The sequence below is a fragment of the Sphingobacteriaceae bacterium genome (assembly GCA_016715905.1).
Taxonomy (GTDB): domain Bacteria; phylum Bacteroidota; class Bacteroidia; order B-17B0; family Aurantibacillaceae; genus Aurantibacillus.
The window spans coordinates 360,794-376,155 of sequence record JADJXI010000004.1; the positions used below are offsets into that span (position 1 = coordinate 360,794).

Consider the following 15,362-nt stretch of genomic DNA (forward strand, 5'->3'; position numbering starts at 1 on the left):
TTAAAATGGTTATTTTGGTACGATATTTTATACAACATGCGATTAACTTTAGTCCTATCTGCTCTGTTCTTGTTTTTAGCATGCGATTTCAAAGCTCAAGAAGGTAAAATTGACTCTTTAATTCTCGCTTTAAAAACAGAAAAAAATGATTCAATTAAAATAAATGCTTACATCGCTTTAGTAGGTCTTTCTAATGGTAATGCCGAAAAATTAACTTACTTACATGAAGCCATTGGTTTAGCCAAAAAAAACAAGCACAACAAAAGGATTTCCGGCTTAAGTTATTACTTGTCTAGAATTCATGAAATGTCAGGTAATCGCGATAGCTGTTTATATTATTTAAACAGTATGCGTCATTATGCCCAATTGGCTAATGAAAAAAGTTTGTTGGCGTATTTCTATATTCAAATAGCCTATATTAAAAGTGTTTATTTTAAAAATAATGAAAACCAACTGGTTTATTTGGATTCAGCCATCACGATTTATGAAGATTTGTATTTAAATCACAATAAAAATTCGACTCTATACGCTGAAGCTTTATGGCGTAAAACCGAAGCTTTAATGAATGCCTTAGGAGATCATGAAGTAGATGTAGTTAAATATGAAAAGGAATTAATTGAAATCAGGAAATTATTAGGCAAAGCACAAGTATTAAAAAAGGAGAATGGAGAGTTGATTAGTGAAACGGATACGGCAATACCGGATGGCTGGATGAATTATTATTTGTTAACGGGTAATAAAGATTCTAGCTTGTACTATGCTTTAAGGTCTGTAGAGATAAATAATAGATTAAATATTGATCCGGCTAGAATGTCTTATTCTTATGCCCGCCTTTCGCAAATCTATCAATCGCGTAAAGAATATAAAAAGGCAGAAGAAGCTACATTAACCGGTATTCGAGTTGCTAATGAACATAATTTGGTAAAAGAGTTAATTGATAATTATTCAATTTTAAGAAACTTATATTATTTACAAGGTGATTATAAAAACGCACATGATATACTGGTGCGAATTACTGCGTTTAACGACTCTGTTAATTCTAAAGCCGCACTCAATGCCGAAGAAGTTTTTCAAAGTCAGATGAAGTCTGAAAAATTACAACAAGAGGCGCTTCGTCAGGAAGAAAATGCTAAAATGCAAAAAACGGTAACTACGCTCACAATCGCCGTACTTTTTTTGGTTTTAATTTTTTCTGTTTTAATAGCCTTGCGCTGGCGAAAATCTATCGCGCAAAACAAAATAATTGAACAACAAAAATTTATAGTGGATCAAAAAAATACAGAGATTACGGAAAGTATTACTTATGCTAAACGCATTCAACAGGCCAAGTTACCCGCCATAGAAACCATTAAAGCCTCTTTGCCCAATTCCTTTGTTTTGTTTAAGCCTAAAGATATTGTGAGTGGCGATTTTTATTATTTCCGTGAAAAAGATGGCTTTCAGTTTTTGGCTGTAGCTGATTGTACCGGACACGGAGTTCCCGGAGCAATTATGGCAATGTTAGGTAGTGAAAGATTAGATGATGCCTTAAATCAAACCAATGATACATCCGAAATTCTTAAAATTTTAAATCAAGGGGTAAAGGCTTCTTTAAAACAAGATGATAGCGATTCTACTTCACGCGATGGAATGGATATTATTATTTGCAGAATTGATAAAAAAAACAACAAAGTTTGTTTTTCAGGAGCAAACAGACCTTTATGGATTGTGCGACATCAAACACAAAGTATTGAAGAATTTAAACCCACTAAATCGGCCATAGGCGGATTTACAGCGAATGAACAGGAATTTTCCAAAGCGGAAACTATGGTGCAAAGTAAGGACGTAATTTATTTATCAACCGATGGATACTCCGATACGTTTGGCGGGGCGAACGACAAGAAATTAACTTCCAAACGATTTAAAGAATTATTGATTTCCGTTCACTCTAAATCTGCAGATGAACAATTTGCATATTTATTAAACTTTATTGAACAATGGAAAGGTAAAATAGAGCAAATTGATGATATTCTGGTGGCCGGAATAATAATCTAATTTATGCTGACTAATGTTACTTGTATTTACCCCGGTAGAACAGAAATATTTTTGTCAGATTCATTTGTAATATTTAATACAGTCGAAGGTACTCGTAAGAGGTGCTAAGTGAACCATTAATATATCCCCAATAAACTTTATTTGAAGCAATACGATAATTTTCTGCGGTGAACTTTGATTTAAACTCATCGTCCCGAATTTTAATCAAAGCTTCAGTTTTAATGGTGGAGTCTATGAGGTAAGAAATTTTAGTCGCGGAAATCCGTGTCGTATCGTCATAAACAATAAATGTGCGACCATTTAAAGGAACGTGCTCGTCGAAAGCGCAAATTATTAAGGAAGTATTAATGGAGTCTGGAATTTTAAACTCTTCGAGTTTTTCAGGAGGGAGTCCGCCGTTTACATAGTCCTGAAGACTTGGAACAGTTCCAATAGGTCTTTGACGCTCGTCCGTGTTGTACTTATTGTTGCTTTCGTCGCAACCGAAGTTAATTAATAGAGAAAGAAAAGTTGTCAATAGGTATATTTGATTTTTCATGGTATTTATGTCAAATGCCCACTAACGTTTTGCAGCTACCCGAAGGGCGGGACTTTTACCACTCCCGATAGCTATCGGGATGATTTGAAAAACTAATGTTTGATTAACCACAAAACTGTCTTTGGAACACGAATCCCCGCCTTTTGGGTAGGTGCTGTTATATGCCGTTATTTTTTTAGTAAATATATTTTATAGTTTTTCTTAAATGAGTCGTTGATTTCCGCGCCTATTTCATAATTGTCTTTGTCGTCTATTGAGTCAAATTCTTTGTCATTTAATTTAATTTTCGTAATTGTTGCTTTGCTGATTCTTTCTTTATTTTTTCCAATTAATACATCACCCTTGTTAATGATTTGATTATTCGTTTTAAAGCAGACAACCTTCCCATCTTTAAAAACGTCAGTAATTTCACCTAACTCTATTCCAGTTGCTTCAAGTTCTCTATATAAAAGGTCCTTTCGCAATACCTCTATTAATGCAGAGGAATATGCTTCAAAAAAATCTAGATAATCTATTAAAATATCATTTTTAATAATCTCACTAGTTATGCCATGCGCTACATAATTTCTATACTCGGCTAAATCATTTAAAATCTGAAATGATTCATTAGGAATTAATTCGCTACTCTCACTCAAACCTAATTTTGTGTTTGAGTAGTTTATGAAGGATTCTACTTTTAATACCTTTTGACTTATTTGATTAATACCGATATGTGAAAAAGATTCTTCCACAACTTGCAATCTGAAATTTGCAGTATGCTGTGCGAACGCATCTTTATTCAATTGATATCCTTCATTAATATTTATACAAGTGTGCAAATTTTTAATTACATCTTCTTTTGTTAATGGTCCTCCGTATTTGGGTTGTTCAATTTTATTAAGTAGTGAAAGTGAAAGCGTAAAGTGATTTTTTAATATTGACTCTGGAAGATTTTTATATGAATTGACTAAGTTGTTCAAATTGTCAACATATGTAATAAGACAATTTTCAATAAATCTTTCAAAAGAACCATAAAGTGAAATTATTATGGAATTATAATTATACTGGAGCTTTGAAAGTTTGAACTTTTTTAACGTTTCTGAAAGTTCTAGAATTAATAGTTCCTCCTTCGTAGTTGGTGTATCCATGAATGTATCGTGAAGCTTAAATTCTGCTTCATAAAACAAAATCAAGTTTCTTAAATCCAAAATTTCTTGATGAAATTTAATCCGAATTACATCCATATTACTTCGAAAGTTCTTGAAATAATTCTCTTATCCGTTCTTCTCTTTTGCTAATTATTCCTTGATTAGTATTTCTGCCTTCGAAATCATCATAATATTTGGAATAAAAACTTTCAAGCAAAGTGACAATTCCATTCTTTTTTTCTAAAATTTTGCCTTTAGCGCCTAAGAACTCAGATGCAATAACAGTCAGTGGATCGTATACGGCAGTTGTCGGTCTGGAATACCAATTCCACTTTCCGTTTCTGTTTCTGTATAAACAAAATGCTTGTTCGCCTAATAATTCATACAAAAATTCTATAGTTTCATTAAACAGCTTACCCATTTCAATCAATGTTTCTGATGGTAATGAATTGCCGTATTTTAAATAGTTATTCAAATAGTCTTTCAGACTTCGAGTGTATTTAATCAATCCTTCTCGTTGTCTATTCGCGAAAAATCTTAATACAAGTTCAACATCACCCATGTCCCTGAATAGGTCATTTTGTATCAATTCATCGCTGGGGTTATTATTACTAATTTCATCTTCTGTTTGTTCTGGTATCTGCCAAGTTTTACAAAGGAATTTATTTCTCGCAAGTTTAATACACAGTTCATTTAATGGGCCATTAAAAACAGCATTTCTAGATTCTTGTGGCTCTAATTTGACGCCACCACTGTTTATCCTTTCAAATACTAGTTGTTTCAATTGCATTGCATCCAACTCATTTTTAGCTGTTTCTTGCAATAATATTATAGAAGATAAATATCTTCTATCGATACCCTTTTTAATCTGTATTGGTAATGATGAATACTTTTTCCCATTTAATTCTGGCCATTCCTCTAAGCCATCCAAAACGAATTCATCCTTGTAAAACTCCTTTATTGCAGTAAGCCTTTGCAATCCATCCATCACTTCGTAATGAGAATAACTGTCTTCATACAAAAAAATTGGCGGTATAGGTACATTCATAATAAATGACTCAATTAGTTTTGATTTCTGAGTGATATTCCATCTATGGCGTCTTTGAAACTCAGGATTTAGTTTATAGTCAGTGCCAGAAAGCATAACTACAATTGAAGGCAAAGGATACCTAGCTTGCTCTGTAATAATTCGGACTTCACCTTTAACATACTTCTGATTTATTTCTTCGTCTGACATTTTTAAGTCTACTGAAGGTTCTAAATGTTTAAAAACGATTTCTTCTCCTGCTATTAATTTCATATCTTTTTGTTTATAATAATGGCATATAACTTCCCGCTACCCGCATAAATAAATACTTACAATTGCTTACAAGTACTTAAAGGCCCTTAGCTTAATTTAAATTAAAGTTAAAACAATTTACTTTAAAATATAAGTAAAATATTAATTATTGAAAAATGTTTGGGCTTAGCTAATAATGGTTTTTAGACAATTTTGATAGCTTAATCCGGTTCATAGCTGTTATTGGTCGGATTATCTTTATATTGGGGTTAGTTAATACTCTTTTACTAAAATATCCGTGGGTATGCTTAATACTTCACTCAACTTGCGTATCATATCCAGCGTAAGTTTTCTTTTTCTGTTTAATATTTCACTCACACGGCTTTTTAATCCAATGGCTAAGGCTAAGTCTTTTTGTTTATAGCCTAATTGTTCCATTCTGAATTTGATGGCCTCAATAGGGTCGGGCAAATCAATAGGGTATTTATCTTGTTCATATTTTTCAATGAGCAAAGCCAGCAATTCTAATTCATCTCCTTCTTTTGTTCCTTTTTTTGCATCAAAAATTTTTTCCAAGCGGCCTAAGGCTTTCTGATATTCTTTTTCGTTCTTAATTACTTTGTATTCCATATCAAATTGTTTTTGCGTCTATTTTATCGTATTGTGGATGCGTTCCTATAAAACGAATCCATAAAATGCTATAGTCATAATTAATTTTAACTATTAATCTGTATTTATTTCCTTTTATATTAAATACCACCCGGTTGTTTTGAATAATACTGGCAGATGGAAATTCTTTTTTGATGTCACTCGGACTTTTCCATTTTGCCTTCAATGCTTCATAATACCAGGATTTTAACTGCGATTCACAATCAGTATGCCTGTTCCAAAATTCACGAAGTATTTTTTTGGCAATTACTCTCAACTTGATTAATACTTAGCAAATATACAAAAAGTTCCCGAAATGGGAATTATTTTAAGACTATTTTTAAAAGGTTTGCCACCAACAGTCGGTGAGCATGGTATTTCTATATTGTCGCGCAAACAACTTGATCTAACAGGCAGGCTCTTCGATTAAAGGGAAGTAAAGCGTAACTCGATCAATTCTTTACTTGTTAAAAATAGTCAAATAGGAACTTTTTCTTCATTTCTATTGAACTTATTGCTAGCTTGAGTGTACTGAGCTTACATGTCGCAATCAAATTCCTTAGCCAATATAGCTTGTGAGCAATTAATGAACTTCATTTCAGAAGGAAGAACAGAGGCTTTTGATGAATTGTACAAAAGGCATGCAGCAACGTTAACCAGGTATTTTTTTCGAATGCTGAATAATGATAAGGAACTTGCCCTGGATGCTGTGCAGGATCTTTTCCTTAAAATTGCTGAATCCCCCGGAATTTTTAATAGATCAAAACCATTCAAGACCTGGATGTTCTCTATAGCCTCTAATTACTGTAAAAATTTTTACCGCCATAAAAAAGTTGAACAAACTTATGTAGAGTTTTATATGCATGATAAGGGAAGTATATCCACTGAGATCGCCGATGTAATACAAAGTATAGACAGGAGATATTTGTTAAGGATGTTGGATGAAGTGCTTTTGGAACTTCCGATCGAAAAACGAGAAGTGATTATATTAAAATACCAGGAAGAGCGCAGTATTGCTGAAATTGCGGAGATCCAAAAATGTTCAGAGGGAACGGTAAAATCAAGGCTTCATCATGCAGTCAAAATACTACAGGAAAAATTAAATAAATTTAAAAATGAAAATTCCAATGAAAAATACAAAACAATTGGATGAGCTTTTACATGAAGCTCTGATGGAAGGCTGTGAGGATCTTGTTATGCCTCAGCTAAAAGATTTAGAGTTGGCAAGACAGGCTGTAGCGAAAAATGCAAAGATCATGGTTCCTGAGGCTACAGACCTATACTGGAGGATCGCCTATTTTTTAAACCGCAATTTTAAATTGTATCAAGTAGCTGCCGTTTTAATATTGATTGGAATAGCCGTTATTTTGTTTCAATACAAAAATGAAAGTAAAACAGAAGTCGGAAAACAGCCTATGGCAGCAATCACTAATCCTCCTGCTGTGAGTTTTACACTGATGGCTTGTATCGCATCCGATAAACTAAATAATAAAAACTAATTATGGAAGAATTGATTCAACAAACAAATGCGGGTTCGTTCAGGTACTTTCCTTTTTTCAAATCGAAGCAGCCCTATTTCATTTTGACTTTGCTAGCGTTAATATTCTATGTCACCACCTTGAACAATGAATATGCGCTGGATGATGGTATAGTGATTCATCAAAACGATTATGTGTTGAAGGGTGCGAATGGTATTCCGGATATATTAATGAATGATCAGTATCACAGTTTTTACGAGCGCATGAACGCTAAGGATCAGTTGATGGGTGGAAGATATAGACCATTGCCTACCATGAGTTTTGCACTTGAACAAGAATTCATTGGGAAATACAGGACAGGTCGTTATTTATTTTGTGAAGATTTAAATAAGAATGGTTTGCTGGATAAAGAACCGGTGAATTATTGGAATAAGGATAATCAGGCAGTTCATGGCTATGAATACAATGAAAGTATTGATTCGAATCATGACGGTATTACTCAAAGCACCGAGTGTAAATGGTGCTGGGACAGAAACGAAAATGGCAAGAATGATTATGAGGAAGACAGAAATCAGGACGGCGTATATAATGAGATTGATTGCCAGGTTTATGGTGCTTCATTAAGACATTTGAATAATATGCTTCTCTATCTACTGCTTTGTCTGGTCGTGTACATATTCTTGAAAAAAGTTGTGTTTACTTCTAACAGCGATATGGCTTTTTTAGGAGCTCTACTTTTCCTTATACATCCGGTGCATACAGAAGTAGTTGCAAACGTTAAGGGCAGAGAGGATATCCTTTCCTTACTATTCATACTTTTATCATTATTATACTTTGTTATTTTTGTCAATGAAAAGAAGATTGGTTCCGGTTTATTGGCTTCTTTTTTCTTGTTCCTGGCCTTGCTCTCCAAAGAGTATGCCTTGCTGATGCTTTTTATGGTACCGCTCACAATTTATTTTTTCAGGAATTCAGACATGGATAAGAGAAACAGACTTTTAGTTGGTACATTCCTTTTTACGCCTTTTTTGATCTATTTAATTATGCGTGCTAGTTTTGTTACCTTTTCGCCAGGCGTTGGGGATACAGAATTACTCAACAATTCATTTCTTCTTGCTAACGGTCAGCAGGCATTTGCCTCGCAGGTTTATGATCTTCTTCTTTATTTGCGTATAATGTTCTTGCCACATCCATTGGTATGCGATTATTCTTATGAAGCCTTGCCCTACAATGATTTTTCAAGCTGGAAATTTTGGCTGGCATTCTGTTTGAATGGAGGTTTACTGATTTATGGAATTAGAAAAAGTAAGCAAAGGCACGCCTTAAGTTACGGCATTCTTTTGTACTTCTTATTCCTTCTTCCGGTTTCTAATTTGTTTTTCAATACTGGAATTCGATTATTGGAGTCTAATCTATTTCATGCTTCCTTTGGATTTAGTTTGGCTTTGGCATGGCTGCTAATTGCCGGACTCGACAAATTGGAGAAATGGTCCTTTTCGAAAAAAAGGAATTTAGTTAACACATTGGCGATCGTGTTGATCATTCTAACTTTGATAAAAACTTGGGAACGCAATTGGGACTGGAAGAATGATATTACCTTGTTTATGAAAGATGTGAAGAATTCACCGAATTCTGTTTTGATTTTAGGAAATGCCGGTGCTCGCTGGATAGATCTTGCGGATACCAAGGAGATTACCGGTGTTGCCATTCCGGGTCAAGATCCAAATGTTTACAATGACTACAATGGTGTTCTCATGATTTCGGATGAAGAATTGAAAGAGAGTGGCGCCGCATCCAAGAGAGAATATGCCTTGAGAAAGGGAATTGGCTATTTAGAACGCGCTGTAGAATTGCATCCGAGATATGTAAATGGATTTTTGAATTTAGGTTTAGCTGAATTTAAGTTGGATAAGCATGATCGATCACTTTTTTATTGGAAACATGCGGAATACTTGTATCCAAACAATCCTTATCTGATGAATTATTACACCGTTGTGAATAATATTTTTATGCAGAAGGCTAAAGAAAATTTAGAACAAGGTGATTATAGTGAAGCGGAAAAATTGTATTTGTATTGCAAGACGATCGATGCGAACAATGCCGGTGCTTGGCGCGGATTGGAAGAGACTTACAAGAGAATGAATTTAAAAAGAGCTGAAGCAAATGCCAGAGATAGAGCAAGTGAGATTGAAGCGAATGCTCCCAAAGTAAAACAAAAAGCCAACAAGGAAAATGAATGTTGACAATGAAGGGGTTTATTCTTAAGGCAATTTAGCGATGCTTTTATAGCGGTTAAACAAAAACTTCAGTTTGATGCTCCATACGTAATGTATTGAACGCTGTCAGTCCGAAATTTACATGTGAAACTTATTCTTTAAGAAAGCTTCTGATAAGTCTGCCACCAACGGTCTGGAATCTCTCCGCTTACGGCCAGTTCGTAATCTTTGTAATTGCAGGGAATTAAAGTATGCCTCTCAAATTTTGAGCCTTTAATGGGCGGGTAAGGAATTTCCATCCACCATCTATCGCTCTTTTTACTTTTGTAAAAATTAATTTCGTGTTTTTCATTTTCCATTACCACATGAAAGCGCATGTAATCGGGATTGGTTCGTCCGGGAAAATCATTTTTACGGTGGTAATAACCATCCATAAAACACCAAATCATTTGCGCGGCTAAATGCGCGGTTTTTCCGCTGATATCAAATTCCGGATTGATTTCGTAAATGCCAATGGATGAAAGTCTATCATTCATACCTGCGTATCTTAAAATCTGACAGGCTTCTTCGGCATAAAATCCATTGGGAGAAGCATTGGGATTGGCCGGCGCATCGGCATGTTTAATGCTGGTGATATCAAAACTCAGCATGTCGGCTTGGCGAATGATGGGTTCTGCTTCTTCAATTTTATCTCGTATTTGTCCTAAACGATAAAAATCAAAATACAATTTAGTCATCATTCCCAAACTGTTTTGATCGACTAAATAAGATTGATAACCTACATTACTGTAATTGAATAAATAATTGGGCTGATGTAAAATTATTTTTCCGAGGTATGAGTGATTGGTAATATTTTCATCCGGATTTCCTAAATCAAAAACACTATCCACCGAAACCAGATTAATAGTTTGTTCTAAATCCTTATATCCTAAAAACTGGGCATAAGTTAAATCTTGCGAGCCACCTAAAATAATGGGAATAATATTTTTACGAATTAAATGATCAACACAAGAGCGAACGGCAAAATAGGTATCGTCTGTACTGTGGCCGGGCATAATATTTCCTAAATCGGCCACCTTGGTTGTAAAACCCGTGCCGTATAATTTGTATAAAAAACTGCGCACACTATCCGGACCATTATTGCAACCCGCATTATTTACCGCATTGCGATCTTCACACACCCCAATGATGGCCAGGTTGACTTCCTCTAAATCCGGAAAATCACCTTCGCTTTTATAAATCTGAAATTGCTGCCCGAATTGCGATTCATTGGTTTCAGAACCGTTTAAAATTTGTTCTAAGTTTAACGGCGATAAAAAATGCATTATGTCACTCATGAGAATTGTGTTTTCACGAATGTAAGGGCTTTGGAGCTTGGGAAATGCTCTGAATTGAAAGAGTAATTAAAAGGGGAATGTTGATGATTTTAGAAGGACGAGTTTAGAATGACGAAGTTAAATGACGAATATAGAATGTCGAATTAAGGATTCGCAAATCGTTCTTCTAACTTCTAAATTCGTACTTCGCACTTAGTGCCTCGTACTTCAAACTTCGTAAATCGTACTTTTAACTTCTAAATTCGTACTTCGTAAATCGTACTTCGTAAATCAACAATCTAAAATCTTAAAACGGTGGTTCATTAAAATCTTCAATATCATTTTTCTTGATGATATCTTTTGAATCTCCACTATCATCTGCTTTATCCCAGTTTCTGGATTGTACGGTTTTTGTTCCGTTGTCGTTTAAGAAGTCGGTGTTTTGTTCTAATCCTCCTTCACTGTTATTGCTGAATGAACTCATGCCTTCGGTATAATCCAAATCCGCAAATTTGGCGTACTGTCCCACAAAGCGAAGTTTTACGGTAGAAAGGGAACCATGTCTGTTTTTAGCAATGATTATTTCAGCTTTTCCTCTTGTTGGTTCATTGTCTTCATCTACTTCCAATCCGTAATATTCCGGACGGTAAATAAACATCACCATATCGGCATCTTGTTCAATAGCACCCGATTCACGCAGGTCACTTAATAAAGGTCTTTTACTGGAACCCGGACGATTTTCAACCTGTCGACTTAATTGTGATAAGGCAATGATGGGAATTTCCAATTCCTTAGCCAAACTTTTTAATCCTCTGGAGATGTGAGAAATTTCCTGCTCTCTGTTTCCTTTACCATCCGGTCCACCACTCATCAACTGTAAATAATCAATAATAATTAATTCCACCTTCTGATTTTCTTTCAAACGACGTGCCTTGGCTCTTAATTCAAAAATGGAAAGGGCAGGGGTATCATCAATAAACAAGGGAGCTTCCGCTAATTTTTTAATACGCTCGTTTAATTGCTCAAACTCGTGCATTTCTAAATTCCCTTTTAATATTTTATCCTGTTCCAATTCCGTTTCACTGGAAATTAAACGTTTTACTAATTGGATGGAGGACATTTCTAAACTGAAAATGGCAACCGGCTTATTCCATTCTACTGCTGCATTTTTTGCCATGGAAACTACAAAGGCCGTTTTACCCATACCCGGACGAGCAGCAAGAATTAATAAATCTGATTTTTGCCAACCTCCGGTAATTCTATCCAAGGCTAAAAATCCGCTGGGTACGCCCAATAATCCGTCTTTTTTATTGGCGGCTGCTTCAATTTCTTCAATTGCACGTGAAATTAATGTGCTCATTTTATCGTGCTGCTTGCGCACGTTAGAATCTAAAATTTCAAAAATATGACGGGTAGTTTCATCCAATAATTCAAACACATCCGTTCCATCTTCATAAGCCGTTTTAATCGTTTCGGTACTGATGCGGATTAACTCACGTTGTAAATATTTTTGCGCAACAATACGCGCATGAAATTCAATATTGGCAGAAGAAGCAATGCGATTGGTTAAAGAAGAAACATAATACGAACCGCCAACAATTTCAAGTTCGCCTGATCTTTTTAATTCCTGGGTAACCGTTAAAATATCAACCGGCTCTGAGCGATTGAATAAAGTGATCATGGCGTTGAAAACGCGCCCGTTTTGCTCTTTATAAAAAGCTTGTGGACTTAAAATGTCAATTACTGTACTTAAGGCTTCGCGCTCCAATAACATGGCACCTAAAACAGCTTCTTCTAAATCTATGGATTGGGGAGGTAATTTTCCCAATTCATTTACGGAAGTAACCGGAGTAAATAATTTTTTCTTAGTTTTATTTTGTTGATCTTGGTTCATAAAAGTCCTCTTCTTTTCTTTCTGGTGTTGGTATTTGCATTAACCGTTAAATTTGAACGGGGGGTAAAAGTGCAAATAATTCGTCTTTCTTAAATTTACGAAAGTCAATTGTTGTTTCATAACTTGTGTATAACGCTTTATTCACAATCTAACAACCAGTAAAATCAGTAGTTCCACGGCCTTGGGCCTGTTCATAATTCAAGAATACAGTTGTAAACAAAATGTATGTTCAATAAATGTTAATTCTTTAATGACTTTCATTCTCAATTAATTAAACCTTTGTGCCTGTTTGTACCTTTGTTTAATCCAATTATTCAACATTAATAATGCGCGTTCTGTTTGCCGATACCAATCATCCTATTTTGCACGAATTATTGCAACAAGCCGGTTACACCTGTGATTTATACTGGGATAAGTCGGTTGAAGAACTTAAAGTATTACTTCAAGATTACGATGCCCTGGTATTACGAAGTAAATTTCCGATTACCGAAGAGCTGATGAAAAGTGCACCACGTTTAAAATGTATTGGTAGAGTAGGTGCAGGTATGGAGAATATTGATTTAGCGGCTGCCAAAAAATTGGGAATTAATTGTGTAAGTGCCCCCGAGGGAAATCGGGATGCTGTGGGCGAACATGCTTTGGGTATGTTATTGATGCTTTTAAATCATTTAAAAAAGGCAGATGCCGAAGTGCGAAAACATATTTGGATAAGAGCAGAAAACCGGGGCTATGAATTGGGGGGGAAAACCGTAGGTATTATTGGATACGGACACATGGGCAGTAGTTTTGCTAATAAATTAAAAGGTTTTGATTGTAAAATTTTAGCTTACGATAAGTATTTAAAAAATTATAGGAATGAATTTGTGCGTGAGAGTGAAATGCAGGAAATTTTTGAGGAATGTGATATCCTAAGTTTACATACGCCTTATACGGAAGAAACAAAATATTTGATTAATGCTGATTTTATTAGTCAATTTAAAAAACCCATTTATATAATTAATACCGCGCGTGGTAAATGTTTAAAAACCGAAGATTTGGTTAAAGCTTTAGAGTCGGGAAAAGTTTTGGGTGCCTGTTTGGATGTGTTGGAATATGAATCAACCAGCTTTGAAAATTTTGATTCGTCACAAATTTCTTCAGCTCATCAATACATTTTACAGAGCGAAAAAGTGATTTTGAGTCCGCATATTGCCGGATGGACGCACGAGAGTAATTACAAGATGAGTAAAATAATTGCCGAAAGGATGATTGCTTGTTTATCTAAAATTAAAAAGTAACTTTTAATTCGGGTGTGGTAATGGTGTTGGATTTATTACCCGCCACATCGGTCACAAAAAATGTGTATTTGAAAGTTTTAACCGAATCGCCGCTACGGAAAGGCGACATGGGTAAGTAAATTTCACCGCGTATAGATTTGTTTTTATAACTGGCATCTTTAGGTTGAATGATGGTTTGCGTAATACGTGCGGTATCGTTGGTGATATTATCCTTAATGGCGGTAAATTTTCCGGTAGCAGAATTGAGGTAATAAAAAGTGCCGATTACATTAGGACCCTGAGTAGCGATATCCAAAAAAATATCGCCGTCGCCATCCTCGTAATTTAAAATCAAAACGGCCGTATCAATATTGGTTCTCACTTTCCAGGCTTGAAAATCGTTAAACTCTAAAGTAGGGATGGGACTTTTACTTGGTTTTTTTACACAAGAGCTAAAAACTACAATTACCGAGAATATTATGATAACAATACGGAACATTCTAAAATCAATACATAAATTTACAAAAAAATGATTTAAGGCCAGCAATGGATTTTACGGCAAACGATATATTTAACATTAATTCGAAGGAAAGATTCAATGAACTGGCGCTTCAGGTTTTTAAACACCAATATCAGCACAATAAAGTTTATCAAAACTGGTGTAGTTTATTGAAAACCGAAATTAACCGGGTACAATCCATTGATCAAATTCCCTTTCTTCCAATTGAATCGTTTAAGAGTCACCGGGTGATTTGCGAAGATAAAAGTGCCGATGAAATAATATTTACCAGCAGCAGTACCACTTCTCAAATCCCGTCAAGGCATCATGTACTCGATATTTCCATTTATAAACAAAGTTTTTCAAAAGGTTTTGAGTTGTTTTATGGTAAGGCAAATGAATATTGCATATTAGCCTTATTGCCCGGTTATTTGGAAAGAAAGGGTTCATCCTTGGTGTTTATGGTTGACGAATTAATTAAACAATCGGATCACGAGCTTAGCGGTTTTTATTTAAATCAAATACAGGAACTGAAAAGTAAAATCGAGCGTTTAAAACAAAGCGGACAAAAAACCATGTTGTGGGGAGTATCTTACGCCTTATTAGACTTGTGTGGCGAAGTGCATTTAAATGAAAACTTTATAGTGATAGAAACAGGAGGCATGAAAGGGAATAGGGCAGAGCTCAGTAAAAGCGAATTACACGAACAGCTTAAAGCCGGATTTGGAATTAAACATATTCACAGCGAATATGGCATGACTGAAATGTTGAGTCAGGCTTACAGTAAAAGCGATGGAATTTTTCAAGCTCCACCCTGGTTACAATTTAAAATCAGAGAAATTAACGACCCTCTACATCGAGCGACTGAAAATAAAACCGGGGGTATAGATGTGATAGATTTGACCAATTTCAATTCCTGTTCCTTTATTGCCACCAAGGATTTAGGAAGAATAAATGAGCGGGGTTTACAGTTGATGGGCAGATACGATGTAAGCGATGTAAGAGGTTGTAACCTGATGTATCCCGGGCTTTAAAATTCTTTAACCTCACATTGTTATTATTTTGTTTTAATTCAAT

At 35.1% G+C, this 15,362-nt stretch carries 14 protein-coding genes; 6 read left to right on the top strand and 8 right to left on the bottom strand.

The genetic code is table 11. The annotated features are described in order from the left end of the window. Nucleotides 1–36 precede the first annotated feature (36 nt). A complete protein-coding gene (locus IPM51_05810) occupies nucleotides 37–2,034 on the top strand; it encodes a SpoIIE family protein phosphatase (GenBank protein MBK9283820.1) in 1,998 nt (665 codons plus the stop codon). Nucleotides 2,035–2,107: 73 nt separating this feature from the next. Here IPM51_05810 and IPM51_05815 read toward each other — a convergent pair whose 3' ends face one another. From IPM51_05815 to IPM51_05835, 5 genes are all read right to left on the bottom strand, one after another. Next, complete coding sequence (locus tag IPM51_05815) at nucleotides 2,108–2,551, bottom strand: hypothetical protein (GenBank protein ID MBK9283821.1); 444 nt, start codon at nucleotides 2,549–2,551, stop codon at nucleotides 2,108–2,110. Between the two features lie 188 nt (nucleotides 2,552–2,739). Next, nucleotides 2,740–3,795, bottom strand: coding sequence for a hypothetical protein (locus IPM51_05820; GenBank protein ID MBK9283822.1), 1,056 nt, complete (start codon nucleotides 3,793–3,795; stop codon nucleotides 2,740–2,742). 1 nt (nucleotide 3,796) lies between these two features. Beyond that, nucleotides 3,797–4,999, bottom strand: a complete 1,203-nt coding sequence (locus IPM51_05825) for a DUF262 domain-containing protein (protein MBK9283823.1) — start codon at nucleotides 4,997–4,999, stop codon at nucleotides 3,797–3,799. 252 nt (nucleotides 5,000–5,251) lie between these two features. Then, nucleotides 5,252–5,608 carry a helix-turn-helix domain-containing protein gene (locus tag IPM51_05830; protein MBK9283824.1) on the bottom strand — a complete coding sequence of 119 codons (357 nt, stop codon included), beginning with the start codon at nucleotides 5,606–5,608 and terminating at the stop codon, nucleotides 5,252–5,254. Nucleotide 5,609: 1 nt separating this feature from the next. Beyond that, complete coding sequence (locus tag IPM51_05835; GenBank protein ID MBK9283825.1) at nucleotides 5,610–5,903, bottom strand: type II toxin-antitoxin system HigB family toxin; 294 nt, start codon at nucleotides 5,901–5,903, stop codon at nucleotides 5,610–5,612. A gap of 264 nt (nucleotides 5,904–6,167) precedes the next feature. On the opposite strand from IPM51_05835, the gene IPM51_05840 reads away from it, so the two are divergent. Genes IPM51_05840 through IPM51_05850 form a run of 3 tightly spaced genes read left to right on the top strand, consistent with a single transcriptional unit; the run spans nucleotide 6,168 to nucleotide 9,347 of the window. Next, on the top strand, nucleotides 6,168–6,779 hold the full coding sequence (locus IPM51_05840; GenBank protein ID MBK9283826.1) for a sigma-70 family RNA polymerase sigma factor: 612 nt from the start codon (nucleotides 6,168–6,170) through the stop codon (nucleotides 6,777–6,779). Further along, entirely contained in the window at nucleotides 6,742–7,125 is a 384-nt protein-coding gene (locus IPM51_05845; GenBank protein ID MBK9283827.1) for a hypothetical protein, read from the top strand. Before IPM51_05840 ends, IPM51_05845 begins: the two co-directional genes overlap by 38 nt. A 2-nt stretch (nucleotides 7,126–7,127) precedes the next feature. Beyond that, nucleotides 7,128–9,347, top strand: coding sequence for a glycosyltransferase family 39 protein (locus tag IPM51_05850; GenBank protein MBK9283828.1), 2,220 nt, complete (start codon nucleotides 7,128–7,130; stop codon nucleotides 9,345–9,347). A 131-nt stretch (nucleotides 9,348–9,478) separates the two neighbouring features. Here the strand turns inward: IPM51_05850 and IPM51_05855 are convergent, their stop codons facing one another. Further along, a complete protein-coding gene (locus IPM51_05855) occupies nucleotides 9,479–10,657 on the bottom strand; it encodes a formimidoylglutamase (GenBank protein ID MBK9283829.1) in 1,179 nt (392 codons plus the stop codon). A 286-nt stretch (nucleotides 10,658–10,943) separates the two neighbouring features. Beyond that, on the bottom strand, nucleotides 10,944–12,530 hold the full coding sequence (gene dnaB, locus IPM51_05860; protein ID MBK9283830.1) for a replicative DNA helicase: 1,587 nt from the start codon (nucleotides 12,528–12,530) through the stop codon (nucleotides 10,944–10,946). A gap of 326 nt (nucleotides 12,531–12,856) precedes the next feature. Between dnaB and IPM51_05865 the strand changes: the two genes are divergently transcribed. Then, nucleotides 12,857–13,807: a hydroxyacid dehydrogenase gene (locus tag IPM51_05865; protein MBK9283831.1), complete on the top strand. Its 951-nt coding sequence runs from the start codon at nucleotides 12,857–12,859 to the stop codon at nucleotides 13,805–13,807. Here the strand turns inward: IPM51_05865 and IPM51_05870 are convergent. Next, nucleotides 13,797–14,285, bottom strand: coding sequence for a hypothetical protein (locus IPM51_05870; protein ID MBK9283832.1), 489 nt, complete (start codon nucleotides 14,283–14,285; stop codon nucleotides 13,797–13,799). The genes IPM51_05865 and IPM51_05870 overlap by 11 nt on opposite strands. 47 nt (nucleotides 14,286–14,332) lie before the next feature. Here IPM51_05870 and IPM51_05875 point away from each other — a divergent pair, with 47 nt between their 5' ends. Further along, nucleotides 14,333–15,319, top strand: coding sequence for an acyl transferase (locus IPM51_05875; GenBank protein ID MBK9283833.1), 987 nt, complete (start codon nucleotides 14,333–14,335; stop codon nucleotides 15,317–15,319). Nucleotides 15,320–15,362 lie beyond the last annotated feature (43 nt).

Coding starts and splice junctions, on each gene's coding strand:
- IPM51_05810 (MBK9283820.1), top strand. CDS start 37: ATGCGATTAACTTTAGTCCTATCTGCTCTGTTCTTGTTTTTAGCATGC.
- IPM51_05820 (MBK9283822.1), bottom strand. CDS start 3,795: ATGGATGTAATTCGGATTAAATTTCATCAAGAAATTTTGGATTTAAGA.
- IPM51_05825 (MBK9283823.1), bottom strand. CDS start 4,999: ATGAAATTAATAGCAGGAGAAGAAATCGTTTTTAAACATTTAGAACCT.
- IPM51_05830 (MBK9283824.1), bottom strand. CDS start 5,608: ATGGAATACAAAGTAATTAAGAACGAAAAAGAATATCAGAAAGCCTTA.
- IPM51_05840 (MBK9283826.1), top strand. CDS start 6,168: ATGTCGCAATCAAATTCCTTAGCCAATATAGCTTGTGAGCAATTAATG.
- IPM51_05845 (MBK9283827.1), top strand. CDS start 6,742: ATGAAAATTCCAATGAAAAATACAAAACAATTGGATGAGCTTTTACAT.
- IPM51_05850 (MBK9283828.1), top strand. CDS start 7,128: ATGGAAGAATTGATTCAACAAACAAATGCGGGTTCGTTCAGGTACTTT.
- IPM51_05855 (MBK9283829.1), bottom strand. CDS start 10,657: ATGAGTGACATAATGCATTTTTTATCGCCGTTAAACTTAGAACAAATT.
- dnaB (MBK9283830.1), bottom strand. CDS start 12,530: ATGAACCAAGATCAACAAAATAAAACTAAGAAAAAATTATTTACTCCG.
- IPM51_05865 (MBK9283831.1), top strand. CDS start 12,857: ATGCGCGTTCTGTTTGCCGATACCAATCATCCTATTTTGCACGAATTA.
- IPM51_05870 (MBK9283832.1), bottom strand. CDS start 14,285: ATGTTCCGTATTGTTATCATAATATTCTCGGTAATTGTAGTTTTTAGC.
- IPM51_05875 (MBK9283833.1), top strand. CDS start 14,333: ATGGATTTTACGGCAAACGATATATTTAACATTAATTCGAAGGAAAGA.